This is a genomic window from Arthrobacter sp. 05N429 (assembly GCF_056397045.1).
In genome coordinates, this window is sequence record NZ_JBFTMQ010000005.1 from 16,364 (window position 1) to 40,731 (window position 24,368).

The window sequence follows — 24,368 nt, forward strand, 5'->3', positions numbered from 1 at the left end:
AAGGCACGGCACATGGGGGATCTGGCAATAGATTTCTGCGGCGAGTGGCATGAGCCCTCGGACGAGGACATCTTCAGCATCGGACGCGAAGGCGACCTCGAGGTGGACGACAACCCGTACCTGCACCGGCAGTTCCTGCAGATCGCCCGCTACGACGGCATCTGGTGGCTCAGCAACGTCGGCAGCATGCTCTCGGCGACCATCGCCGATGCCTCCGGCGGGATGCAGGCCTGGCTCTCGCCCGGGGCACGGATTCCGCTGGTCTTCAGCCACACGAACGTCATCTTCACCGCCGGACCCACCACCTACGAGTTCGCCGTGCACCTCCGCACCCCAGCGTTCCGGCAGGAATCGCGCGAGGAGGACAGCGGCGGTGACACTACGATCGGCCCGGTGCTCTTCACCGACTCGCAGAAGGCCCTGATCGTGGCCCTCGCCGAGCCCGTGCTGCGCCGCGAGGGGACCGGCTTCAGCGCCATTCCGTCCTCCGCCGACGCCGCCAAGACCCTGGGCTGGGCACTGACCCGGTTCAACCGAAAGCTCGACAACGTGTGCGACAAACTGGACAGAGTGGGGGTCGCCGGCCTGCGCGGCGGCGGCGGAAAACTCGCCACCAACCGCCGCGCCCGGCTCGTGGAGCACGCCGTCACCTCACACCTGGTGACGCCGGCTGACCTGTACCTGCTCGAAGAGCACAACAGAGCCAAGCAACCGCCCCAAGAACCCGGCACGGGAAAGACCCACGAAGCATGAGAATCCGACTGACACTGCGCCGCGACCCGGCCGAGGCCAAAGACCTTGCCGTCACCGTGGATGGGCTCGCCACGGTGGCGGACATCGCCACCCAGCTCTGGGCCGCCGACCCGGCACGGCGGGGGACCCCGCCGCCGTCGAACCTCTCCCTCAGCATCGAGGAGGCCTTCGCCGCCGGCGGCATGAAAGGCAGCGTCCTGGACCGCAAGGACAACCTGCTCGAATCCGGGCTCCGGCCGGGCTCCATCGTCTCGCTGACCCAGCTCAGTGAGCAGTTCGGGACGCCCGGTGCGAACCGGGGGCCGGCGGCGGCGACGCTGCGGGTGCTGTCCGGGCCCGACGTCGGCCGCGAATTCTCGCTGCCGTCGGGCACCAGCTACATCGGCCGGGGCCGCGATGCCGACATCCGGCTCACGGACCCGCTCACGTCCAAGCGGCACGCCCGCATCACGGTCGGCGAGACGGTGGAGATCGTGGACACGAACTCGGCCAACGGGCTGCTGATGGACGGGCTGCCCGTCACCCGCGCCACGCTGAACTCCTCGGACACCGTGGCCCTGGGCGACACGACCGTTTCGGTGGTGTCGCTGGGCACCGGGCACAGTTCCGCCCCGACGTCCCCGCTGATCGACTTCAACCGCTCGCCGCGTGTGGTGCCGCGCTTCGAGCAACAGAAACGGATGCTCCCCGCCGGGCCCAAGCGCCAGGAGCACCACGCCTTCCCGTACATCATGCTGCTCGCGCCGCTGATGATGGGCGGCATCCTGTTCGCCGTCACCCAGAACGTGCTTTCGGTCGTCTTTATGCTGATGATGCCGCTGTTCATCGTGGGCCATTACGTGGACCAGAAGCTGCAGGCCAAGCGGGAGCGCAAGGAACAGCTCAAGCAGTTCCGCGAATCCATGGCCGTTTTCCGCGCGGACATCACCCGGCTGCAGAACGTGGAACGCTCGGTCCGGCTGCAGGAAGCACCCTCCGTCAGCGACACGGTGGACTCGATCTACAAACTCGGCCCGCTGCTCTGGACCCACCGGCCCGAGCACACCGGATTCCTGGGCCTGCGCTTCGGCCTGGGCACCGCACCCTCGCGGATCCAGTTCGAGGAGCCCAACAGCAACGACACCGAAGCCGAATACATGGCCGAAATCCAGGAATGCATGGCGCAGTTCCGGGACATCGAGGGCGTGCCGGTCGTCTCGCAGCTGCGCTCCGCCGGCTCCTTCGGCCTGGCAGGATCCCGCGGCCTCGTCGACGACGTGGCCCGCGGCATGGTCCTGCAGCTCGTCGGCCTGCACTCGCCGGCCGAGGTGGTCCTGGCAGCCATCACCTCGGCCCAGTCGAAGGAACGCTGGGAATGGCTGCAGTGGCTCCCGCACGTAGGGTCCGGCCACAGCCCGCTCAGCGGCGATCACCTCGCCGCCGGCCCCGCGGGCGGCTCAGCCCTGCTCTCCCGGCTGGAAGACCTGATCGACCAGCGCGAGGCCGCGTCGCAGACTCCGCGCCCGGCCCTGCGTCCCGGCGTCGACCCGCTCGGCACGGACCTGGCGGAACCGCTCCTGCCCACAGTGCTGCTGGTCGTCGAGGATGACGCGCCGGTGGACCGCGGCCGGCTCACCCGGGTCCTCGAGCGGGGCCCCGACTCCGGGGTGCACGTGATGTGGGTGGCGTCGTCGGTGCAGCAGCTTCCGGCCGCGTGCCGGGACTTCATGGCGGTCGACGGCGACCACGGCACCACCACCGGCCAGGTCCGGCTCGGCCGGCACACCTTCCCGGTCAGCTGCGAAAGCCTCGACGCCGGACTCGCCGCCCAGCTGGCCCGGATGCTCACGCCGGTAGTCGACGTCGGAAAGCCGCTGGAGGACGATTCCGACCTGCCGCGCGCCGTCTCCTACGCGACCCTGATCGGCAAGGATTTCCTCGACAACCCGGCGGCCGTGGCCGAACGCTGGACCGAAAACAACTCGGTCCGGGCCTCCGCCGTGCCCAACCGCAAGGACAACGGCACGCTCCGGGCACTGGTGGGCTCCAAGGGCATCGAACCGCTCTACCTCGACCTCAAGAACGAGGGCCCGCACGCCCTCGTCGGCGGCACCACCGGCGCGGGCAAGTCCGAGTTCCTGCAGTCCTGGGTGATGGGCATGGCCGCGGCCTACAGCCCGGACCGGGTGAGTTTCCTGTTCGTGGACTACAAGGGCGGCGCCGCGTTCGCGGACTGCCTGCACCTGCCGCACACCGTGGGCCTGGTCACCGATCTCTCCCCGCACCTCGTCCGCCGGGCGCTGACCTCGCTGCGGGCCGAGCTGCACCACCGGGAACGGCTGCTGAACCGGAAGAAGGCCAAAGACCTGCTGGAACTCCAGCGCGAAGCGGACCCGGACGCGCCGCCGTACCTGATCATCATCGTGGACGAGTTCGCGGCCCTCGCCACCGAGGTGCCGGAATTCGTCGACGGCGTGGTGGACGTCGCCGCCCGCGGCCGGTCCCTGGGCCTGCACCTGATCCTGGCTACCCAGCGCCCGGCCGGCGTCATCAAGGAAAGCCTGCGCGCCAACACCAACCTGCGGGTGGCGCTGCGGATGGCCGACGAGGACGACGCCGTCGATATCCTCGGCGTGCCCACCGCGGCGTACTTCGACCCGTCCATCCCCGGCCGCGGCGCCGCCAAGACCGGTCCCGGCCGGATCCAGGGCTTCCAGACCGGCTATGCCGGCGGCTGGACCACGGAGAAGCCGCAGCGGCCGCAGATCGAGATCGTCGAGATGGCCTTCGGCTCCGGACCGGCCTGGGCCGCCCCGGCACCCGAGAGCCCGGTCAAGGAAGACGCTGCGGGCCCGAATGACATCGCCCGGATGACCGCCAACATCATCAAGGCCGCCGATGTGCTCTCCATCGAGCCGCCGCGCAAACCCTGGCTGGATGAACTCGCCACCACCTACGACTTCTCCAAGCTGCCGAACCCCCGCACTGACGAGCGGCTGCTCCTGGGCGTGGCGGACGACCCCGCGCACCAGGATCAGCCCACGGTCTTCTACGAGCCGGACCAGGACGGCAACATGGCCATCTACGGCACCGGCGGCTCCGGCAAGTCAGCGGCCCTGCGCAGCATCGCCATCGCTGCCGCGGTCACCCCGCGCGGCGGGCCGGTCAACGTCTACGGCATCGACTGCGGCTCCTCGGGGCTCAAGATGCTCGATGAGCTGCCCCACGTCGGCGAGATCATCAACGGCGACGACGTCGAACGCGTCGGCCGGCTGCTGCGCTGGCTCCGGGACCTCGCGGACGACCGCGCGGCCCGCTATTCGGAAGTCCGCGCGTCGACCATTGTGGAATACCGGAAGCTGGCGAACATGCCGGACGAGAAGCGGATCTTCGTGCTCGTGGACGGCATGTCCTCCTTCCGCGAGGCCTACGAATACAGCAAGCTCTCGGCGCTGTGGGACATCTTCCTGCAGCTCGCCACCGACGGCCGCCCGCTGGGCATCCACCTCGTGGTCAGCGGGGACCGGCCCAACTCGGTGCCGGCGTCGCTGCTGGCTTCGATCCAGCGCCGGCTGGTGCTGCGCCTCTCTTCGGAGGACGACTACCTGTCCATGGACGTGCCCAAGGATGTCCTGGGCCAGGCCTCGCCTCCGGGCCGCGGACTCCTGGGCAACCTCGAAGTGCAGCTTGCGGTGCTCGGCGGCAACTCCAACCTGGCGGTGCAGGCCCGCGAGGTGCACAGGCTCAGCGAGGCGATGCTGCGCCAGGGCGTGGAACGCGCCCCGCAGATCGAGCGCCTGCCGGACCAGGTGGACCTCGAGATCCTGCCCGCCGGCAGCCCGGACCTGCCGGTGATCGGCGTCGACGACGAGACGCTCCAGCCGGCCGAGATCCTGGCCAAGGGACCGCTGCTGCTGGCCGGCCCTCCCGGCTCCGGCCGCACCGTGGCGCTGGTGACCCTGGCCTACGCGCTGCGCCGCTCCAACCCCGGCGTCGAACTGATCTATGTCGGCTCCCGGCGCTCCGCCGCGGCGTCCCTGAAGCTCTGGGACCGCTCCGTGGTGGGCGTCGACGACGTCGAGGAGGCCCTCGATGAGCTGGTGGACTACTCCACCGGCACGCCGGGCAAGCTGGCGATCTTCATCGAGGGGCTGACCGACTTCACCGACACGGGCGCGGAATCCGGGATCGAACGGCTCGTGACGGCGTCGGTCAAGGCCGAACAATGGGTGGTGGGCGAATCCGAGACCTCCACCTGGTCCTCGGCGTGGTCGCTGGCTCAGCCGTTCAAGTCCGGCCGCCGCGGCCTGCTGCTCAACCCCGGCGACATCGACGGCGACAGCCTGCTCAGCACCTCGCTGGGCCGGATCAGCACGGACTTCATCCCGGGCCGCGGCTACATCGTGGGCCGCGGCAAGGTCCGCAAGCTCCAGGTCGCGCTGCCGCCCGAGAACCGGAACTAGACCCGTTGCCCTGTCAGTTGTGGTCCTTATCCGGGCCGGATAGGGACAACAACTGACAGGGCATCGGTGGATGGGGAGGGCTGCCCATCGACACTTTTTCGGCGGGCAGGGTAGCTTTTAGGCAATGGACTTCCGGAACAGCCGGGGGCCTTTGGGGGACGCCGACAGAATTCGGGTCCGTTTCATTGAATTTTAGGAGAGATAACGCATGGCTATTTGGGGCGCAGACATTGCTCAGCTCAAGACTCTTGGGACCAAGCTGCAGGCCGGTTCGTCCGAGATCGACAAGCAGAAGTCGCTGCTGACCAAGGTGCTCGAGGGCACCGACTGGAAGGGCCCGGACGCCGACAAGTTCCGCAGCGAATGGAACGGCCAGCACGTTGCCGCCCTGGCAAAGGTTTCCCAGGCGCTGCAGGAGGCCGGCAAGCAGGCCAGCCGCAACGCCACCGAGCAGGAAAGCGCTTCGCGCTAGGCCAAGGTTCTTTTCCCGCAGGGCCCGGACGCAGCAGCGTCCGGGCCCTGCGGGCTTAAGCCCCACTTTTGGACAGCCCTGCGCCCGGTAATCCGGACCGGACAATGTCGGCGATGTAAGGCAGGATAGGTCTGTGAGCACAGGGAACACTGCAGCAGAAGCCGACACTCAAACGCCGTCCGAGGCCGTGCGCGAAGAATACGAGGTCCTCGTCGAGGACGTCCGCAAGCACCGCTTCGCGTACTACCAGGAGGACGCGCCGATCATCTCCGACGCCGAGTTCGACGAACTCTACCGGCGCCTGGAGACGATCGAGGCCATGCATCCCGAGCTCGTGGCCAACGACTCCCCGACCCAGGAGGTGGGCGGCGAAGTGTCGGCCGCCTTTGCCGCCGTCGAACATCTGCAGCGCATGTACAGCCTGGAGGACGTCTTTTCCCTCGAGGAACTGGAGGCGTGGGTCGCCAAGGCCGAAGCCAACATCACCAAACTCGGCAACGGGACGCCGGCCTGGCTCACCGAACTCAAGATCGACGGCCTGGCCGTGAACCTGCTGTACCGCGACGGCGTCCTGGTCCGGGCCGCCACCCGCGGTGATGGCACCACGGGTGAGGACATCACCCACAATGTCCTCACCATCAAGGAAATCCCGCAGCAGCTCAGCGGCGAAGGCTTCCCGGCCGAGATGGAGGTCCGGGGCGAGGTGTTCATCCCGTCCAAGGCCTTCGCGGAATTCAACGAGGCGCTGATCGAGGCCGGGAAGGCGCCCCTGGCCAACCCCCGCAACGCCGCCGCCGGCTCGCTGCGCCAGAAGGACCCGGCGGAAACCGCCAAGCGCCCGCTGAAGATGTATGTGCACGGCATCGGCGCCCGCGAGGGGCTCAGCACCGTCAGCCAGTCGGACACCTACCGGCAGCTCGCCTCCTGGGGCCTGCCCACCAGCCCGTACTTCGAGGTCCTGCCCGGGCTCAAGGACGTGCTGGACTTCATCCGGAACTACGGAGACAAGCGGCACAGCCTCACCCACGAAATCGACGGAATTGTGGTCAAGGTCGACGACTTCGCCACCCAGCGGGCCCTCGGCTACACCACCCGCGTCCCGCGCTGGGCTGTCGCCTACAAGTACCCGCCCGAGGAAGTCCACACCAAACTGCTGGACATCGCGGTCAACGTGGGCCGTACCGGCCGAGTCACCCCGTACGGCGTGATGGAACCCGTCAAGGTGGCCGGCTCCACCGTGGAGATGGCCACCCTGCACAACCAGGAAGTGGTCATTGCCAAGGGTGTCAAGATCGGCGACATTGTGGTGCTCCGCAAGGCGGGGGACGTCATCCCGGAAATCGTGGGCCCGGTCCTGGCGCTCCGGGACCAGCAGGATCCGCCGGTCCGGGATTTCGTGATGCCCACAGAGTGCCCCTTCTGCGGCACGCCCCTCGCGCCGGCCAAGGAAGGGGACGTGGACATCCGCTGCCCCAACTCCCGCTCCTGCCCCGCGCAGCTGCGCGAACGTGTGTTCCATCTGGCCGGCCGCGGCGCCTTCGACATTGAGGCCCTCGGCTGGGAAGCCGCGATCGCCCTGACCCAGCCGGCCGAACCGGAAACCGCGCCGCTGACCACCGAGGCGAACCTGTTCCGGCTGACCCCCGCCGACCTCGCGGACGTCCGGATCCGGCGCGAAAAGCGGTCCAAGGGCGTGGCCACCGGCGAGTTCGAGCTGGTCCCGTACTTCTTCAGCAAGGGCACCGCCAAGACGCCGTCCAAGCCCACGGCCACCACCGACAAGCTGTTCCGCGAACTGGAGAAGGCCAAGACCCAGCCGCTCTGGCGCGTGCTCGTGGCGCTGTCCATCCGGCATGTGGGCCCGCGGGCCTCCCGGGCCCTCGCGACGGCGTTCGGCAGCATGGACGCCATCCGGCAGGCGTCCGAAGAGGAACTCGCCCACGTCGACGGCGTCGGCCCGGTGATCGCTGCGGCCCTGACCGAATGGTTCACCGAGGACTGGCACCGCGAAATCGTGGACACCTGGGCGGCCGACGGCGTCCGGATGGAGGACGAACGCGACGAATCCATGCCGCGGACCCTGGAAGGACTGACCATCGTGGTGACCGGCAGCCTGGAGGGCTTCAGCCGGGACGAGGCCAAGGAAGCCATCCTGATCCGCGGCGGCAAGGCGGCCGGCTCGGTCTCGAAGAACACCAGCTACGTGGTGGCCGGCGAGAATGCGGGCACCAAGCTGGACAAGGCCGAACAGCTCGGCGTGCCGGTCCTGGACGAGGACGGCTTCCGTGCGCTACTGGCCAACGGCCCGGCGGACGCCGGCAGCGGCGCGGATTCGGGGGAGTCGCCGGCCGCCGACGCGGACACCGGCGACGGCGCGCGCGAGGATGCCGAAGAGGACCATCAGGAAGTTGTGGCCGAATGAGCGCCGATGCACCGGTCGGGTCCGCAAGCTCCCTGCCGGCCGCGCTGCTGGAACTCGCCCGGGCGGCCGCGGCGGCCGGTGCGGCGGTCCTGGCCGGCCGGACCACGGCCAAGCTGGACGTCAGCAACAAGGGTGACTCCGGGGACTGGGTCACCGCTTTCGACCTCGCCGCGGAAACCGCCGTCCGGGACGTCATCACCGGGGCACGGCCGGACGACACCATCACGGGCGAGGAAGGCGGCACCGTGCTCCCGGCATCGCCCAGCGGCTACCGCTGGTCCATCGACCCGCTGGACGGCACCACCAACTTCATCCGCAACATCGTCTATTACGGCACCTCCGTGGCCGTGGCAGACCCCGACGGCGTCTGGCTGGCCGGCGTCGTCGACGCCCCGGCCCTGGGCCGGAGGTACTACGCCCTGCGCGGGCAAGGGGCGTGGCTCGAGGAGGGCGGCCGGCGGACGCAGCTCTTCGGACCCGTCGCCGGGCGCACCGGGCAGATCCTGGCCACCGGCTTCAGCTACGATCCGGACGTCCGGGCGGAACAGGCCGCGGGGCTGCGCAGCCTCATGGACGGTTTCGCCGACGTCCGCCGCCTCGGCTCCGCGGCCCTGGACCTCTGCCTCGTGGCGGACGGAACCCATGACGCCTACGGTGAACGGGGCCTCAACGAACACGACTTCGCCGCTGGCGCCCTGATCGCCGAGGAAGCCGGCTGCTGGGTCCGCCGTCCGCGGCTGACGAGCCCGCTGGCCGGCGGCCCCTCCGACGACGAGCGCCTCGCGGCCTGGACCTGCGCCGGAACCCTGGAGCTCTCCGGCAAGTTCCCGCTCTAGGTCCGCCGCCGGCGGGTGCCGTTCTGATAGTTCAGTCACGGAAACGCCCGATCCGGGACCGGACCGCCGCGCCCGCCCGTAGCATGGACAGGTGCATCCTCAGATCCTCATCCGCCCCGCAGTTCCGGCCGACTACGACGCCATCGCGCGCATCACCCGGGACGCCTACCTGGCCGCGGGCTACTTTGAGAGCGCCGACCACCCGTACATGCTCCAAATCCAGGACGTGGCCCGCCGGGCAGCCAACGCCACCATCTGGGTGGCCGAACGCGAGGGCCGGATCGTCGGCTCCGTGACCCTGGCCGTGGCCGGCGAACCCTACGCGGACATCGCGCAGGGCGATGAGCTGGAATTCCGGATGCTCGTAGTGGACCCGGACGTGCAGCGCAGCGGTGCCGGGAAGGCCATGGTGCACGCCATCCTGGACCATGGCCGGTCGTTGCCCGGGATCAACGCCGTGGCATTGACCACGGGCCTGACCTGGGAAAGCGCCCACGGGCTCTACCAGAAGACCGGCTTCCAGCGGGCGCCCGAGCGCGACTGGGTCGTGCCGGATACGGACATCAAACTGCTGGTGTACCGCCAGGAGCTGTAACACCAGGCTCCAGCCGCCTGCAGCACCCGCCGGAACGTACCCGTGACCGTGTAGGGTTTTGGTCAATCGAAGCGCTTTTGGCGAAGGCATTCTGGAGGATCCATGGCACCGCATATCCCCGCCTCAATTGACAGTAAACTCCTCGGCTTGTACCTCTCCGACCACCTGACCGGTGCCACCGCCGGCGTCTCCCGGATCCAGCGGATGGCCGAGGCTTTCGCCGACACCCCGGTGTCCGCCGAACTCTCCAGGGTCAGCGCGGAAATCACCCGGGAACGGGACATGCTCCTCGGCCTAATCCACGAGCTGGGGGTCCGGCAGCGCCCGCACCGGCAGGCCGCGGCCTGGCTGGCCGAGCACGCCGGGCGGCTCAAGCTCAACGGCCGCATCGTCCGCCGGTCCCCGATGACAATGGTGCTGGAGGCCGAACTGATGCGCGCCGCGATCCTGGGAAAGCTCGGCGGCTGGCAGACCCTGGAGGAGCTGGCCCCTGAACTGGGACTCGAACCGGCCACTTTCGCTGCCCTCGGCGACGACGCCCGGTCCCAGATCGAGGCCCTCACCCGCGTCCACGAGCACGCCCGCAGCAACGCCTTCCGCAAGAACCGGGACATCGGCAGCTGACCCCGGGAGACCCGCACGACACATTTCCGCCGGTTTACCGGCCGCAGCTCCTGCCGCCCTAAAGTGGTGCCGACTCCCACGCCACACTGCGAAAGGCACATCCATGCGCAAGACATTCGGCACCGGTTCCGTCTGGGAACAGAAGGTCGGCTACTCCCGGGCAGTCCAGGTGGACAACACCCTCTACATATCGGCCACCGCCGCCAGCGGAGAGGACGGGATCGTAGGCGAGGACTTCTACACCCAGACCCGCTTCATCCTGGACAAGCTCGGCAGCGTCCTCGCCGACGCCGGCTTCGGCTACGCGGACGTGGTGCAGTCCAAGCTGTACCTGACGGACATCAGCCAGTGGGAGGAAGCCGGGCGCGCCCACGGTGAAGTCTTCGGCGAGATCCGCCCCACCCTGGCCCTGGTCCACGTGCTCCCGTTCCTGGATCCCAAGATGCTGGTCGAGATCGAACTCGTCGCGCAGAAGACCGCCAGCTAACACCAACGCGGGGTCACTTACGGCCCGTCCCGGGGCCCCGGGACGGGCCGTAAGTGACCCGCGTTGCTTGTAAGCGGGCTCAGGCGCCCGCGGTCGACGGCAGCCCGTAGCGGTGCTCGGGCCGCCCGGTGGTGCCGTAGCGCAGCTGAATGTCGACGGCGCCGTCGTCGGCCAGCGCTGAGAGGTACCGCTGGGCGGTGGCCCGGGAAACGCCCACGCGGGTGGCCACCTCGGCAGCGGAATACTGCTCGCCCGGTTCCAGCGATTCGAGCACGGCGGCCTCGGTGGCGGACCGGGGCTTGGCCGAGGCAATGACATCCCCCGGGATGAGCGCGCGCTTGGCCCGCTCCACCGTCTCCTGGGTGACATTCCCCGGTTGGGCCAGGATCCGCCGGTAGCGCGCATAGGAGCGCAGCAGCTGGGACAGCGACTCGGCCGTGAACGGCTTGAGCAGGTAGCCCAGCGCGCCGCGCCGGAACGCGAGCCGGAGCGAGGCCGTGTCCGCGGCGGCGCTGAGGATCATCGTGTCCACATCCAGCTGGTGCAGCAGGTCCAGGCCCGACGCGTCCGGCAGGTAGACATCCAGCAACACCAGGTCCGGACGCAGGCTGTGGATCGCCTGGAGAGCCTGCGACGCGGATCCGGCCGGGGGCAGCGCCAGGAAGCCCGCCACCGAGTCCACATAGGCCGCGTGCAGCTTGGCCACGTGGAAATCATCATCGACAATCAACACCCGGAAGTTCTCAGACATCGTTGTCCCTTTCAGTGGGCTTCGTTTCTCTGGACGCCGACTCAGGGGGAGCCGTGGTCCCCGGCAGGGTCGCCATGAACACCGCGCCCGGGCCTCCGGGGGAGCCCGGGTCCAGCACCCGCACGTCCCCGCCGCGGCGGCGCGCCAGCTGGCGTGCCAGTGCCAGTCCCAGGCCGTGGCCGGCTCCCGCGCGGGCCGGGCGTTCCGAGGTGGTGAAGCCTTCTTCGAACACCGCGTCGGCACCTCCGCCCGCGTCAGCGGCCGGCAGTCCGTCGCCGGAATCCCCGACGACGATATGGAGAGTGCCGCCGTCGGCTCCGGTGCCGGGCCCGTCGAGCACTTCCACCTCGACCCAGCGGTCCGTCGCGGAACCCGCGACGGCGGCGTTCACGGCGTTGTCGATCAGGTTGCCGAGGACCGTGGTGGCTTCCTGCGGTTCGGTGACCTGGCCGCGGACCAGGGTTTCCGGGCCCAGCCGCAGCGTCACGCCGCGTTCGTCCGCTTCCACGCCCTTGGCGCCGAGGAAGGCCTGCAGGTACGGGTCCTGGAGCAGCTCGGCCTGGTCCACCGGGAACTTCAGCGGCCCGGTGGCTGCGAGCCGTGCCAGGTAGTCGCGGGCCTGCTGGTGCTGGCCGATGCTCATGAAGCCGGCGATGGTGTGGAGCTGGTTGGCGAACTCGTGCCGCTGGGCCCGGAGCGCGGTGGACATGGTCCCCACGGCGTCGAGCTGGCGGGTCAGCTGCTGGAGTTCGGTCCGGTCCCGCAGCATCATCACCCAGCCCAGGTCCTCGCGGCCGTGCAGGGCCTTGCGGGCGCTCGCCACCAGCACGCGGCCGCCGGCGACGAGTTCCACCGCGTCGCCTTCCGCGGCGTCGGCCCGGGTGAGGGCGAGCAGGTGCGCCGGCACCGGCGCGTCGGCCCATGGTGTTCCGGTGAGGTCGGGCTGGTCCAGCAGCCGTTGCGCGGCGGCGTTGAACACGCTGATCCTGCCGTCGGCGGCGACGCCGATCACGCCGTCGTCGACGCCCTGCAGGACCGCCACCTGGTCGTGGACCAGGGTGCTGATTTCCTCCGGCTCCAGGCCCAGCGTCAGGCGCTGGAGCCGCCGCCGGAGCAGGAAGGAGGCGAACACGCCCACCAGCAGGGCACCGGCAGCAGTCAGGACGATCGGAACGACGTCCCGGGCCAGGCTCTGGCCGATGGTTTCGGTGGAGTAGCCCACGCTGACCTCGCCCACCACGGTGTCCGCGCCCGGGGCGAACACCGGGACCTTGGCGCCGGCGGAGGGGCCGAGGGTTCCGGTGTTCCGGGTGGTGACTTCCTTGCCGGCCAGGGCCTCGGACGGGTCCGTGCTGACCCGCTCGCCCAGCCGTTCGGCGTCGGGGTGGGCCAGGCGCAGGCCGGTCTCGTCGGTGATGACCACAAAGAGGGCGCCGGTGCGGCTGCGGGCGCCCTCGGCGGCTGCCATCAGCGGCCCGGCCAGCAGTTCGGCGGCCGGGGGAGTGCCGGGCAGGGCGCTGATCTGCTGGACTTCTGCCCGCACATCGGGGTCCGAGGCCACGGTCCGGGCCAGCGTCAGAGCCTGGTTCTCCGCCTCGCGGCCCAGCCCGTCGTAGGTGAGCCAGACGTGGACAGCGCTCGTCAGGAGCACCACCAGCGCCACGACCCCCAGCTGGAGCAGCAGGGTCTGGGTGGAGAAACGCAGAGGGGCCCGGCGGGCTAAGCGCTGCCCGGTCAACCGTGCCACGGCGGTCCTCCTTCGGGTGTGAGCAGAATGCGCAAAATGCGTCCAATAAGCAGTATGCCAATCAAATGAGGCAAAGGCCCAGCCGTGACGCGCGCCACTCTAACGTCTGTAGTACGCATCACACCGGGGTGGTGCGATTCAATGAAGAAGGAGCCGGCCGTGCTGGTATTACTAGGATTCGCCATGATCGCGGTATTCATGGTGCTGATCATGACCAAGAAGCTGACGCCCGTGCTGGCGCTCATCATCGTCCCCACCGTCTTCGGACTTTTCGCCGGCGCCGGACTGGGCATCGGCCCCATGGTCATGGACTCCATGAAATCGATGACGTCCACGGCGGCCCTGCTCATGTTCGCCATCATCTACTTTGGCCTGATGATCGACGTCGGGCTCTTTGACCCCCTGGTCCGGTTCATCCTGCGCAAGCTCGGCAACGACCCCGCCAAGGTGGTCCTCGGCACGGCCATCCTCGCGGCCGCCGTCTCGCTCGACGGCGACGGCTCCACCACCTTCATCCTCACCACCGCGGCCATGCTGCCGGTCTACCTGCGCCTCAAGATGAGCCCCGTGGTCCTGACCTGCGTCGCCGGCCTGGCCAACGGCACCATGAACATCCTGCCCTGGGGCGGCCCCACCGCCCGTGCCGCAACCGCTCTGAAGCTCGACGTCAACGATGTCTTCGTTCCCATGATCCCGTCCCTCATTGCGGGACTTGTCGTAGTGTTCGTCTTCTCCTGGCTCCTGGGCCTGCAGGAACGCAACCGGCTCCGCGCCGTGGCCCCCGAAATCTGGGCCGAAGGCGCTGAGTTCGACGGCGGCACAGGTGGCCGGAGCAAGAGCACCCGTCCCTCCGGTGGAACCCCCGCCGGCAGTGGCTCGGTGGCTGTCCTGGAACGCACCGAAGTGCTCGTCGATGACCGCGATTCCGCCATGGCGGACACCGCGCTGGACCCCAACCGCGCCACCCTGCGTCCCAAGCTGTTCTGGTTCAACCTCGGCCTGACGGTTGCGGTCATGGTGACCCTCGTCGCCAACATCATTCCCCTGCCGTTCGTCTTTATGGTGGGCTCCGCCATCGCGCTGCTGGTGAACTTCCCCAAGGTCAAGGACCAGGGCGCCCAGCTGATCGCCCACGCACCGTCGATCGTCGCCGTCGTCAGCATGGTCATGGCCGCCGCCGTCCTCACCGGCGTCCTGAACGGCACGGGCATGGTCAAGGCCATGTCCGAATGGCTCGTCGCGATCATCCCCTCCGACATGGGCCCGTTCATGGCCGTCATCACCGGCGTCCTCAGCATCCCGATGACGTTCTTCATGAGCAACGACGCCTTCTACTTCGGCGTCCTCCCGGTGCTCAGCGAGACCGCCGGCCACTACGGCGTCAGCGCAGTGGACATGGCCCGTGCCTCGATCACCGGCCAGCCCTTCCACCTGCAGAGCCCCCTCGTCCCGGCGATCCTGCTCCTGGTTTCCCTCGCCAAGGTGGACCTGGGCGACCACCACAAAAAGGTCCTCTGGCGCACCGCCGTCATCTCCCTGATCATGCTCGCCGTCGGAGTCCTCACCGGAGCCATCGGCATCGGCTAACAAACCAACGAGCACCACAAGAACAAACAACGAGAAAGCAGAGTGCGGAAGATTTTCCGTACTCTGCTTTCTTGTCGATTTGCCGTGAAGGCCGGAACAGCACGAGGTGACGGAGGCACACCGGCGACGGGACGGACATCCGGAAGCGTGCGTCTAAGCGTGGGCCCACGCCGTCAAGGTTCCCTGCCCGAGCTTGCGAGGGGAGGGGGACGGTGGGGAGGACGAGCGAGCACGCGGAGGATCGTCCGGCCCGCCGCCGGAAGGTGACCACAGCCGGCGACCAGCCGGACGGCGGCAGGGCGTTCAGACACGTAGACTGGGACGGAAAATAATCCGAACTTGCAGGGGAGATCCATGGCTGCGATCAACCGCGACGACGTCGCGCATCTCGCGCGTCTCGCGCACATCGAGATGAGTGCTGAAGAGCTGGACCGGATGGCCGGCGAACTGGCCGTCATCGTCGATTCAGTGAAGTCCGTCAGTGAAGCCGCCGGTGATGACGTCCCGGCCACGTCCCACCCGATTCCGCTGACGAATGTGTTCCGCGAAGACGTTGTGGGCCACACTTTCACGGCCGAGCAGGCACTCTCCGGCGCTCCCGATGCGTACGAAGGCCGCTTCAAGGTCCCGGCAATCCTGGATGAGGGCTAAGAACATGACTGAAAACAACGAACTGATCCGCTCCTCCGCCGCAGCGCTCGCCGGCAAGCTCGCCGCCCGCGAGGTCACCGCCGTCGAGGTCACCCAGGCGCACCTGGACCGCATCGCCGCCGTCGACGGCAAGGTCAACGCTTTCCTGCACGTCAACACGGAAGAGGCGCTCGCCGTCGCCGCCGAGGTGGACGCGATCCGCGCCGCCGGCGGCGCCGCTGCCGAGGAGCTGCATGCCCTCGCCGGTGTGCCGATCGCCGTCAAGGACCTGATCGTCACCGTCGGCCAGCCCACCACGGCCGGCTCGAAGATCCTCGAAGGCTGGCACAGCCCCTACGACGCAACCGTAGTCAAGCGCCTCCGCGCCGCGAAGATGCCGATCCTGGGCAAGACCAACCTCGACGAATTCGCGATGGGCTCCTCCACCGAGCACTCCGCCTTCGGCCCCACCCACAACCCCTGGGACCTGGACCGCATCCCCGGTGGCTCCGGCGGCGGTTCCGCTGCTGCCGTCGCGGCCTTCGAAGCCCCGCTGGCCCTCGGCACCGACACCGGCGGCTCGATCCGCCAGCCCGGCGCCGTCACCGGCACCGTCGGCGTCAAGCCCACCTACGGCGGCGTGTCCCGTTACGGTGCGATCGCCATGGCTTCCTCGCTGGACCAGATCGGCCCGGTCTCGCGCACCGTGCTGGACTCGGCCCTGCTGCACCAGGTCATCGGCGGGCACGATCCGCACGACTCCACGTCGCTGCCGGACCCGCTGGAGGACCTCGTGGCCGCGGCGTCGGTCGGCAACGTGCACGGCATGAAGATCGGCATCATCAAGGAACTCCACGGCGAGGGCTACCAGGCCGGCGTCGAGAACCGCTTCAACGAATCCCTCGAGCTGCTCAAGGACGCCGGCGCCGAAATCGTCGAGGTCTCCTGCCCCAACTTCAAGTACGCCCTGGGCGCCTACTACCTGATCATGCCCTCCGAGGCCTCCTCCAACCTGGCAAAGTTCGACGGCGTCCGGTTCGGCCTGCGGGTCCTGCCCGAAGACGGCCCGATGACGATTGAACGCGTCATGGGCGCCACCCGCGCCGCCGGCTTCGGCGACGAGGTCAAGCGCCGCATCATCCTGGGCACCTACGCGCTGAGCGCCGGCTACTACGACGCCTACTACGGTTCGGCCCAGAAGGTGCGCACACTGATCCAGCGCGACTTCGACGCAGCGTTCGCCAAGGCCGATGTGCTGATCTCCCCGACGGCGCCCACCACGGCGTTCAAGCTCGGCGAGAAGCTCAACGACCCCCTGGCGATGTACCTCAACGACGTCGCCACCATCCCCGCCAACATGGCCGGCGTCCCGGGGCTGTCCCTGCCCGGCGGCCTGGCCGACGAGGACGGGCTGCCGGTCGGCGTCCAGCTGCTGGCCCCGGCCCGCCAGGACGCCCGGCTGTACCGGGTCGGTGCGGTGCTCGAATCCCTGCTCGAGGCGCAGTGGGGCGGCCCCCTGCTCGACAAGGCCCCCTCGTTGACGGCCCCTTCCCTTACGGGCTCCGCCCTTACTGATGCTGCCGCTTCGAGCCACGGAGGTTCCCACTAATGACTGACGCAACCCTCAGCTTCGAAGAGGCGATGGAGAAGTACGATCCCGTCCTGGGCTTCGAGGTCCACGTGGAGCTCAACACCAAGACCAAGATGTTCTCCTCCGCACCGAACGTGTTCGGCGACGAGCCCAACACCAACGTCAACGAGGTGGACCTCGGCATGCCCGGCGTGCTGCCCGTGGTGAACAAGACCGCCATCGAGTCCTCGATCAAGATCGGCCTGGCGCTCAACTGCAAGATCGCCGAGACCTGCCGCTTCGCCCGGAAGAACTACTTCTACCCGGACACCCCGAAGAACTTCCAGACCTCCCAGTACGACGAGCCCATCGCGTACGACGGCTACCTCGACATCGAGCTCTCCGACGGCACCGTGTTCCGGGTCGAAATCGAACGCGCCCACATGGAGGAGGACGCCGGCAAGCTGACCCACATGGGCGGCGCCGCCGGCCGCATCCAGGGCGCGGACTACTCCCTCGTGGACTACAACCGCTCCGGTGTACCGCTTGTCGAGATCGTCACCAAGCCGATCGAGGGCGCCGGCAGCCGCGCGCCCGAGCTCGCCAAGGCCTACGTGGCCGCAGTCCGCGAGATCGTCAAGAACCTCGGCGTCTCGGACGCCAAGATGGAACGCGGCAACGTCCGCTGCGACGCCAACGTCTCGCTCCGCCCGCACGGCCGCGAACGCTTCGGCATCCGCTCCGAGACGAAAAACGTCAACTCGCTGCGCGCCGTCGAGCACGCCGTCCACTACGAGATTCGGCGGCACGCCGCCGTCCTGGAATCCGGCGAGCCGGTCATCCAGGAAACCCGCCACTGGCACGAGGACACCCGCTCCACGACCTCGGGCCGGCCCAAGTCCGACGCCGATGACTACCGCTACTTCCCGGAACCGGACCTGGTCCCGATCGTCGCCTCCCGCGAGTGGGTCGAGGAACTCCGGGCCACACTGCCCGAGCCTCCGGCCGCCCGCCGCAAGCGCCTGCAGGCCGACTGGGGCTACTCCGACCTGGAGTTCCGCGACGTCGTCAACGCCGGCGTCATGGACGAGATCGAGGAAACCATCGCCGCCGGCGCCACCCCCACGGTCGCCCGCAAATGGTGGATGGGCGAGATCGTCGGACGCGCGAAGAACGCCGACGTCGACCCCGGCCAGCTCGGCGTCGCCCCGGCCACCATCGTGGAACTGAACAAGATGGTGGAAGACGGCAAGATTAATAACAAGATGGCCACCGAGGTCCTCGACGGCGTCCTCGCCGGCGAAGGCACCCCGGCGGAAATCGTGGCGAAGCGCGGCCTCGCCGTGGTCTCCGACGACGGCCCCCTGCTCGAAGCCATCGACGCGGCCCTCGCCGCGCAGCCCGGAGTCGCGGACAAGATCCGTGCCGGCAAGCTCCAGGCCATCGGCGCGATCGTGGGCGGCGTCATGAAGGCCACCCGCGGCCAGGCCGACGCCGGCCGCGTCAAGGAGCTGATCCTGCAGCGCCTCGGCGTCGAAGGCTAGGGTCGAAGGCTGACACCCAGCCCAAACTGGCTCGCAGCAGGACCGTTTTGAATCCTCAAACTGGTCCCCGCTGCGGGCCAGTTTGGGTTAAGGGGCGAATCAGGTGACCAGCTCCGTCATAATGGTCTGCAGCGCGTCGCAGACCATCATGACCGAGGTGCGTTTGAGGTTTTCCGGCCGGGCCAGGACGTCGATCCGGCGCCGGGTGCTGATGCCTTCGAGCGGCCGCAGCACAATGTCCGGGTTCAGCACCGGCCGTGCGGTGTACCGGGGCAGCAGGCCGATCACGCTCCCAGTCGCCACCAGCGCCGCCACCGTGGAGTAGTCGTTGATCCGGTGCACGATGTTCAGTTCCCGGCTGGAGACGGCCGCGACGGCGGAGAGCACGTCCGCGGGGGAGTACCCGGTGCGGCTGGTCACCCAGGGTTCGCCGACGACGTCGTTCGCCGTCACCGCCCGCTGGCCCGCCAGCCGGTGCCCTGCCGGCAACGCGACGTCCAGCGGCTCGTGCGCGAGCGGGATCACCGCGACGCGTTCCTCCGGCCAGCGCGGGCTGTGATCCATCCGGTGCGCCAGCACCAGGTCATACCGGGCCGTCAGCGCCGGAAAGTCCTGCTGCGCCACGTCCTCGTCGGAGAGCAGGATCCGCGGCTGCCCGGGACCGGCCAGGAGCCGCGCGAGCGGCGCGAACAAGGCCTGCCCCGCGCTGTGGAAGCCGCTCAGCGTCACCGGCGCCACCGGGGAACCGTGGTAAGCGCCGATCGCCGTCCGGGCGTCCGCCATGGCGCTGACGACGGCGGCCCCGGCATCCGCGAGCACCTGGCCGGCTTCCGTCAGGACCAGGTTGCGGCCCTCCTTGCGGGTCAGCGGGACCTCCACCGACTTCTGCAGCGCGGCCAGCTGCTGCGACACCGCCGACGGCGTGACCAGGAGGGTTTCGGCGACGGCCTTGACGCTGCCGAGGGCCCCCAATTCGCGGAGCATCTCAAGCTGGTGGATTTCCATGCTGCCCAGTCTATGCGCAAGGAAACGCTAAATCGTCGATTGAGAAAAATCCGGTTGTGCTAACGCTTTCCAGCGGCTCTAATGGGTGAGTTGTCCCACACCATCTGCCTCCACGGCAGAGTGTCCCAGAAGTTAGGAAGGCCCATGAAGGCTCTCTACAAGGCCGGTGCCCACGCAGGATTCGAACTCGTCGACCGCCCGGAGCCTGAAACCGGCGCCGGCGACGTCAAGATCCGCGTCATGACCACCGGCATCTGCGGCACCGACCTGCACATCCAGTCCTGGGACGCCTGGGCCCAGGGCATCATCAACGCCCCGCTGATCGCCGGCCACGAGTTCTACGGCGAGGTGGTCGAGGTCGGCGAGGACGTCCTCGACGTCAAGATCGGGGACCGCGTCTCCGGCGAGGGCCACATCGTCTGCGGCATCTGCCGCAACTGCCGCGCCGGCCGCAAGCAGATGTGCATCAACACCGTCAGCGTCGGGGTCCAGCGCGACGGCGCCTTCGCCGAGTTCGTGGTGATCCCCGAGACCAACGTCTGGGTCCACACCGACGCCTCGGTCACCCCGGAACTCGGTGCCATCTTCGACCCCTTCGGCAACGCCGTCCACACCACGCTCAGCTTCCCGCTCGTCGGCGAGGACGTGCTGATCACCGGCGCCGGGCCCATCGGACTGATGGCGATCGCCGTCGCCCGCCACGCCGGCGCCCGCAAGATCGCCATCACCGACGTCTCCGCCCCGCGGCTGGAACTGGCCCGCAAGCTCGGCGTCGACCTCGCCATCGACGTCTCGAAGATGCGCGTCAAGGACGCCCAGCGCGAACTGGGCATGCGTGAGGGCTTTGATATCGGCATGGAAATGTCGGGACACCCCACGGCACTGCCTGAGATGATCGACAACATGAACCACGGCGGCCGGATCGCGATGCTGGGACTGCCCAGCCAGTCCATCGACATCGACTGGGGCAAGGTGGTCACGCACATGCTCACTATGAAGGGCATCTACGGCCGCGAAATGTTCGAGACCTGGTACGCCATGAGCGCCATGCTGTCCTCCAACCCGGTCTTGCACGCCAACATCTCCGCCGTCGTGACGGACACCCTTCCTGCCACCGACTGGGAGAAGGGCTTCGAGATTGCCCGCGCCGGTGTCGGCGGCAAGGTGGTCCTCGACTGGACCTGCTTCTAACCGCCACCGTTTCGGCCCACCGACCCACCAGCTGAGGAGCACAACCCATGTATTCAGCCATCAAGGACCAGTTGCAGAACGAACTGGACGGGATCCGCAGCGCCGGCCTGTTCAAGACCGAGCGGCACATTGACTCGCCCCAGGCCAACCGCATCAAGGCCGGCCAGATCGGTGGGTCCAGCGCGGACGTGCTGAACTTCTGCGCCAACAACTACCTGGGACTCGCGGACCACCCGGAGATCATCGCCGCCGCCAAGGCCGCGATGGACGAGCGTGGCTTCGGCATGGCCAGTGTCCGTTTCATCTGCGGCACCCAGGACCTGCACCTGGCCCTCGAGGAGCGGGTCTCCAAGTTCCTCGGCACCGAGGACACCATCCTGTTCTCCAGCTGCTTCGACGCCAACGGCGGCGTGTTCGAATCGCTCTTCGGCCCGGAAGACGCCGTCATTTCCGACGCGCTGAACCATGCCTCGATCATTGACGGGATCCGGCTCTGCAAGGCCCAGCGCTTCCGCTACGCCAACCAGGACATGGCGGATCTCGAAGCCAAGCTGATCGAGGCCACCACGCAGGAGAACCCGGCCCGCCGGAAGATCATCGTCACCGACGGCGTCTTCTCGATGGACGGCTTCCTGGCCCCGCTCGAGGCGATCTGCGACCTCGCGGAAAAGTACGACGCCATGGTCATGGTGGACGATTCCCACGCCGTCGGCTTCATGGGCGGCACCGGTGCGGGCACCCCGGAGCACGCGGGCGTCTCGGACCGTGTGGACATCTACACCGGCACCTTCGGCAAGGCCCTCGGCGGCGCCTCCGGCGGCTACGTCTCCGGCCGCCGAGAAGTCGTGGCCATGCTCCGGCAGAAGGCCCGCCCGTACCTGTTCTCCAACTCGCTGGCCCCTGCCATCGTCGCGGCCACGCTCAAGGCCCTGGACCTCGTGGAGAACTCCGGCGAGCTGCGCAGCAAGCTCTTCGCCAACGCCGGGCTCTTCCGCAGCCGCATGTCCGAGGAGGGCTTCGACCTGCTTCCGGGCGAGCACGCGATCGTCCCGGTGATGTTCGGTGACGCCGTGATGGCCGCCAAGGTGGCGGACGCCATGCTGCACAACGGTGTTTTCGTGACCGCGTTCAGCTACCCGGTGGTACCCAAGGGCGCGGCGCGGATCCGCGTCCAGCTCTCCGCCGCGCACAGCGCCGAAGACGTCGAGGCCTGCGTGCAGGCCTTCGTGCGCAGCCGCGCCGCCGTCGCCGGCTAAGCGGCGGTCCGGCGGCCGAGAAGAACAGAGGTTGCGGCGCCACAAACGGCGCCGCAACCGTTTCCGTCTGCAAGGATGGAACCATGTCAGCCCATTACGATGTCGTGATTGTCGGCGGCGGTATCGCCGGCCTGTCCCTTGCCTCCGCCCTTGCCGGAAGATGCAGCGTCGCGCTGGTGGAAGCCGAGCAGACGCTGGGGTACCACACCTCGGCGCGCTCGGCCCGGCAGCTGATCCCCAGCTACGGGCCTCCCGTGGTCCAGGAACTGACCATGCGCACGCTGGAACTCATCGGCATCCGCGAGGGTACGCGGCCTGAACCTGTGCTTTCGCCGCGCCGTTTTATGCTGATCGGCGACGAGGAAGCCGTCCAGCAGCAGGCCAGCGGCTTCATGCACCGGATCAGCCATGCCGAAGCCCTGAAACTCTGCCCGGCCCTGGTTCCGGATTCCTTCTCCGCCGCCGGCCTGGACTCCGGATCCTTCGCCTGCAACGCGTCCTTGCTGCTGGAAGACCACCGGGAGTGGGCGGTTGAGGGCGGCGTGGACATCATCACCGGCGCCCGGGTGCATTCGGCCCAGCGGCTCGGCTCCGGCTGGGAGCTCGGCGCCGGGCAGGAAGGCTTCCAGGCCGCCGTCGTGGTCAACGCCGCCGGCGCCTGGGCCGATGAACTTGCCGTCCTGAGCGGTGTCGAGAAGGTCCAGCTGCAGCCGTACCGCCGCACCGCAGCGATTGTCGACGTCGACCACCCGCTCCCGCAGGGCTGCCCCATGGTGGCCGCCGCGGATGAAAGCTTCTACTTCCGGCGCGACGGCGAACAGGTCCTCATCTCGCCCTCGGAGCACGAACCGAGCGGGCCTGAGGACGCACAGCCGCACCCGGGCGACGTCGAGGCGCTGATCGCCCGCCTCGACACCCTGACCACCCTCGGCATCCGCGGCGTCCGCCAGGCCTGGACCGGGCTGCGGACGGAAGCGGCCGACGGTATCCCGGTGGTGGGGTTCGACGCCGAAGCCCCCGGATTCTTCTGGCTCGCCGGGCAGGGCGGCTACGGATTCCAGACGTCCTCCGCCATCGCCGAACTGGCCGCGGAACTCATCCTCGCAGGCCAGAGCGCCTCTGTGGCTCCGGGCGGGGCCCAAGCAGCCGGTCCGGCATCCCGGACAGTGGAAGCCCTGGCGGCGACGCGCTGGTCCATCCGGCGCTGAAGAATGGACTCATGAGCACCCTCATTACCAACATTGCCGAGCTGATGACCCAGGACGCGGACCACCGGGTCCTGAAGGACGCGGCGGTGGTCATCGAGGGCGAACGGATCTCGTGGCTCGGCCCCGCGGCGGACGCGCCGGCCGCCGACGACGCCGTCGACGCCGGGGGCCGGGCCCTGCTGCCGGGCTGGGTCGACTCGCACACCCATCTGATCTTCGCCGGCGACCGGACCGCCGAGTTCCAGGCCCGGATGGCAGGGGAGAGCTACAGCGCCGGCGGGATCGCCGTGACCACCGGCGCCACCCGGAGTACCAGCGACTTCGACCTCACCCGGCTCGCGATGGGCCGGGTGGCAGAAGCCGTCTCGCAGGGCACCACTTACCTCGAAACCAAGACCGGGTACGGCCTGGACGTGGAGAACGAGGCCCGCAGCGCCCGGATCGCCTCCACCGTGGCGGACGAGGTCACCTACCTCGGCGCGCACCTCGTGCCCGCCGGGATGGACGCCGAGGAATACACGGACCTGGTCTGCGGCCCCATGCTCGCGGCCGTCCGGCCGTTCGTCCGCTGGGCCGACGTCTTCTGCGAGCGGGGAGCGTTCACCGAGGACCAGTCCCGGCGCGTGCTCCAGGCCTGCAAGGACGCCGGGCTCGGCCTGCGCGTGCACGGCAACCAGCTCGGGGAAGGCCCCGGCGTGCGGCTCGCCGTCGAATTCGGGGCCGCGAGCGTGGACCACGTGAACTACCTGTCCGCCGCCGACGTCGACGCCCTCGCCGCCAGCTGGTCCGGCTGGGACGCCGAGTCCGGTGACGGGCGCGGCACCGTGGCGACGTGCCTGCCGGCCTGTGACCTGTCCACCCGCCAGCCGCTGGCGCCGGGCCGGGAACTGCTCGACGCCGGCGTGCAGCTCGCGCTGGCCTCCAACTGCAACCCGGGGACCTCCTACACCAGCTCGATGGCCTTCTGCGTCACCACCGCCGTGCTCCAGATGCGCCTAAGCGTCCACGAGGCGGTGCGCGCCGCGACCTACGGCGGCGCGCTGGCGCTCGGTCGGGAGTCCGGGAACGACGCCGACGGCGAACGCGCCGTCGGCTCGATCGCCGTCGGACACCGCGCGGACCTGCACGTGCTCAACGCGCCCTCGGCCACGCATCTGGCCTACCGGCCCGGCATTCCGCTGACCCACGCCGTCTGGCGCGCGGGGGTCCGCGCCCGCTGACTGGGCTCGTGGCCCCAACTCTTGCGGG

General features: G+C 68.9%; 19 protein-coding genes. 16 read left to right on the forward strand and 3 right to left on the reverse strand.

Annotation, left to right across the window (positions count from 1 at the left end; all coding sequences use genetic code 11):
- The first annotated feature begins 12 nt into the window (after positions 1–12).
- From AC1DF4_RS10840 to AC1DF4_RS10875, 8 genes are all read left to right on the forward strand, one after another.
- Complete coding sequence (locus AC1DF4_RS10840; RefSeq protein ID WP_476912907.1) at positions 13–753, forward strand: hypothetical protein; 741 nt, start codon at positions 13–15, stop codon at positions 751–753.
- Entirely contained in the window at positions 750–5,195 is a 4,446-nt protein-coding gene (locus AC1DF4_RS10845) for an FtsK/SpoIIIE domain-containing protein (protein WP_476912908.1), read from the forward strand. Before AC1DF4_RS10840 ends, AC1DF4_RS10845 begins: the two co-directional genes overlap by 4 nt.
- 208 nt (positions 5,196–5,403) lie before the next feature.
- On the forward strand, positions 5,404–5,667 hold the full coding sequence (locus tag AC1DF4_RS10850) for a hypothetical protein (RefSeq protein ID WP_056432770.1): 264 nt from the start codon (positions 5,404–5,406) through the stop codon (positions 5,665–5,667).
- 133 nt (positions 5,668–5,800) lie between these two features.
- Positions 5,801–8,089 (forward strand): NAD-dependent DNA ligase LigA, encoded by a 2,289-nt coding sequence (ligA, locus tag AC1DF4_RS10855; protein WP_476912909.1) that lies wholly within the window; start codon positions 5,801–5,803, stop codon positions 8,087–8,089.
- On the forward strand, positions 8,086–8,925 hold the full coding sequence (locus tag AC1DF4_RS10860) for an inositol monophosphatase family protein (RefSeq protein ID WP_476912910.1): 840 nt from the start codon (positions 8,086–8,088) through the stop codon (positions 8,923–8,925). The genes ligA and AC1DF4_RS10860 overlap by 4 nt, the downstream gene beginning before the upstream one ends.
- Before the next feature lie 91 nt (positions 8,926–9,016).
- Positions 9,017–9,520: a GNAT family N-acetyltransferase gene (locus tag AC1DF4_RS10865; protein WP_476912911.1), complete on the forward strand. Its 504-nt coding sequence runs from the start codon at positions 9,017–9,019 to the stop codon at positions 9,518–9,520.
- Between the two features lie 102 nt (positions 9,521–9,622).
- A complete protein-coding gene (locus AC1DF4_RS10870) occupies positions 9,623–10,144 on the forward strand; it encodes a hypothetical protein (RefSeq protein ID WP_476912912.1) in 522 nt (173 codons plus the stop codon).
- Between the two features lie 103 nt (positions 10,145–10,247).
- Entirely contained in the window at positions 10,248–10,631 is a 384-nt protein-coding gene (locus AC1DF4_RS10875) for a RidA family protein (RefSeq protein WP_476912913.1), read from the forward strand.
- Between the two features lie 79 nt (positions 10,632–10,710).
- Here AC1DF4_RS10875 and AC1DF4_RS10880 read toward each other — a convergent pair whose 3' ends face one another.
- Both AC1DF4_RS10880 and AC1DF4_RS10885 read right to left on the reverse strand, forming a co-directional pair.
- The gene (locus tag AC1DF4_RS10880) at positions 10,711–11,382 is read right to left on the reverse strand and encodes a response regulator (protein ID WP_476912914.1); all 672 of its coding nucleotides are present in this window, start codon (positions 11,380–11,382) and stop codon (positions 10,711–10,713) included.
- Positions 11,375–13,129, reverse strand: coding sequence for a sensor histidine kinase (locus tag AC1DF4_RS10885; protein ID WP_476912915.1), 1,755 nt, complete (start codon positions 13,127–13,129; stop codon positions 11,375–11,377). Before AC1DF4_RS10885 ends, AC1DF4_RS10880 begins: the two co-directional genes overlap by 8 nt.
- Before the next feature lie 159 nt (positions 13,130–13,288).
- On the opposite strand from AC1DF4_RS10885, the gene AC1DF4_RS10890 reads away from it, so the two are divergent.
- The 4 genes from AC1DF4_RS10890 (at position 13,289) to gatB (ending at position 18,460) form a co-directional block, all read left to right on the forward strand.
- Positions 13,289–14,716 (forward strand): CitMHS family transporter, encoded by a 1,428-nt coding sequence (locus AC1DF4_RS10890; RefSeq protein WP_476913089.1) that lies wholly within the window; start codon positions 13,289–13,291, stop codon positions 14,714–14,716.
- A 354-nt stretch (positions 14,717–15,070) separates the two neighbouring features.
- Positions 15,071–15,367 (forward strand): Asp-tRNA(Asn)/Glu-tRNA(Gln) amidotransferase subunit GatC, encoded by a 297-nt coding sequence (gatC, locus tag AC1DF4_RS10895; RefSeq protein ID WP_056432749.1) that lies wholly within the window; start codon positions 15,071–15,073, stop codon positions 15,365–15,367.
- Positions 15,368–15,371: 4 nt separating this feature from the next.
- Positions 15,372–16,955 (forward strand): Asp-tRNA(Asn)/Glu-tRNA(Gln) amidotransferase subunit GatA, encoded by a 1,584-nt coding sequence (gene gatA, locus AC1DF4_RS10900; protein WP_476912916.1) that lies wholly within the window; start codon positions 15,372–15,374, stop codon positions 16,953–16,955.
- On the forward strand, positions 16,955–18,460 hold the full coding sequence (gene gatB, locus AC1DF4_RS10905) for an Asp-tRNA(Asn)/Glu-tRNA(Gln) amidotransferase subunit GatB (protein WP_476912917.1): 1,506 nt from the start codon (positions 16,955–16,957) through the stop codon (positions 18,458–18,460). The genes gatA and gatB overlap by 1 nt, the downstream gene beginning before the upstream one ends.
- 99 nt (positions 18,461–18,559) lie before the next feature.
- On the opposite strand, the gene AC1DF4_RS10910 is transcribed toward gatB, so the two are convergent.
- The gene (locus AC1DF4_RS10910; RefSeq protein ID WP_476912918.1) at positions 18,560–19,465 is read right to left on the reverse strand and encodes a LysR family transcriptional regulator; all 906 of its coding nucleotides are present in this window, start codon (positions 19,463–19,465) and stop codon (positions 18,560–18,562) included.
- 144 nt (positions 19,466–19,609) lie between these two features.
- Between AC1DF4_RS10910 and tdh the strand changes: the two genes are divergently transcribed.
- The 4 genes from tdh (at position 19,610) to hutI (ending at position 24,340) form a co-directional block, all read left to right on the forward strand.
- Positions 19,610–20,656, forward strand: coding sequence for an L-threonine 3-dehydrogenase (gene tdh, locus AC1DF4_RS10915; protein WP_476912919.1), 1,047 nt, complete (start codon positions 19,610–19,612; stop codon positions 20,654–20,656).
- Positions 20,657–20,703: 47 nt separating this feature from the next.
- A complete protein-coding gene (locus tag AC1DF4_RS10920; protein ID WP_476912920.1) occupies positions 20,704–21,912 on the forward strand; it encodes a glycine C-acetyltransferase in 1,209 nt (402 codons plus the stop codon).
- A gap of 83 nt (positions 21,913–21,995) precedes the next feature.
- On the forward strand, positions 21,996–23,120 hold the full coding sequence (locus tag AC1DF4_RS10925; protein ID WP_476912921.1) for an NAD(P)/FAD-dependent oxidoreductase: 1,125 nt from the start codon (positions 21,996–21,998) through the stop codon (positions 23,118–23,120).
- Between the two features lie 11 nt (positions 23,121–23,131).
- A complete protein-coding gene (hutI, locus tag AC1DF4_RS10930; protein WP_476912922.1) occupies positions 23,132–24,340 on the forward strand; it encodes an imidazolonepropionase in 1,209 nt (402 codons plus the stop codon).
- Positions 24,341–24,368 lie beyond the last annotated feature (28 nt).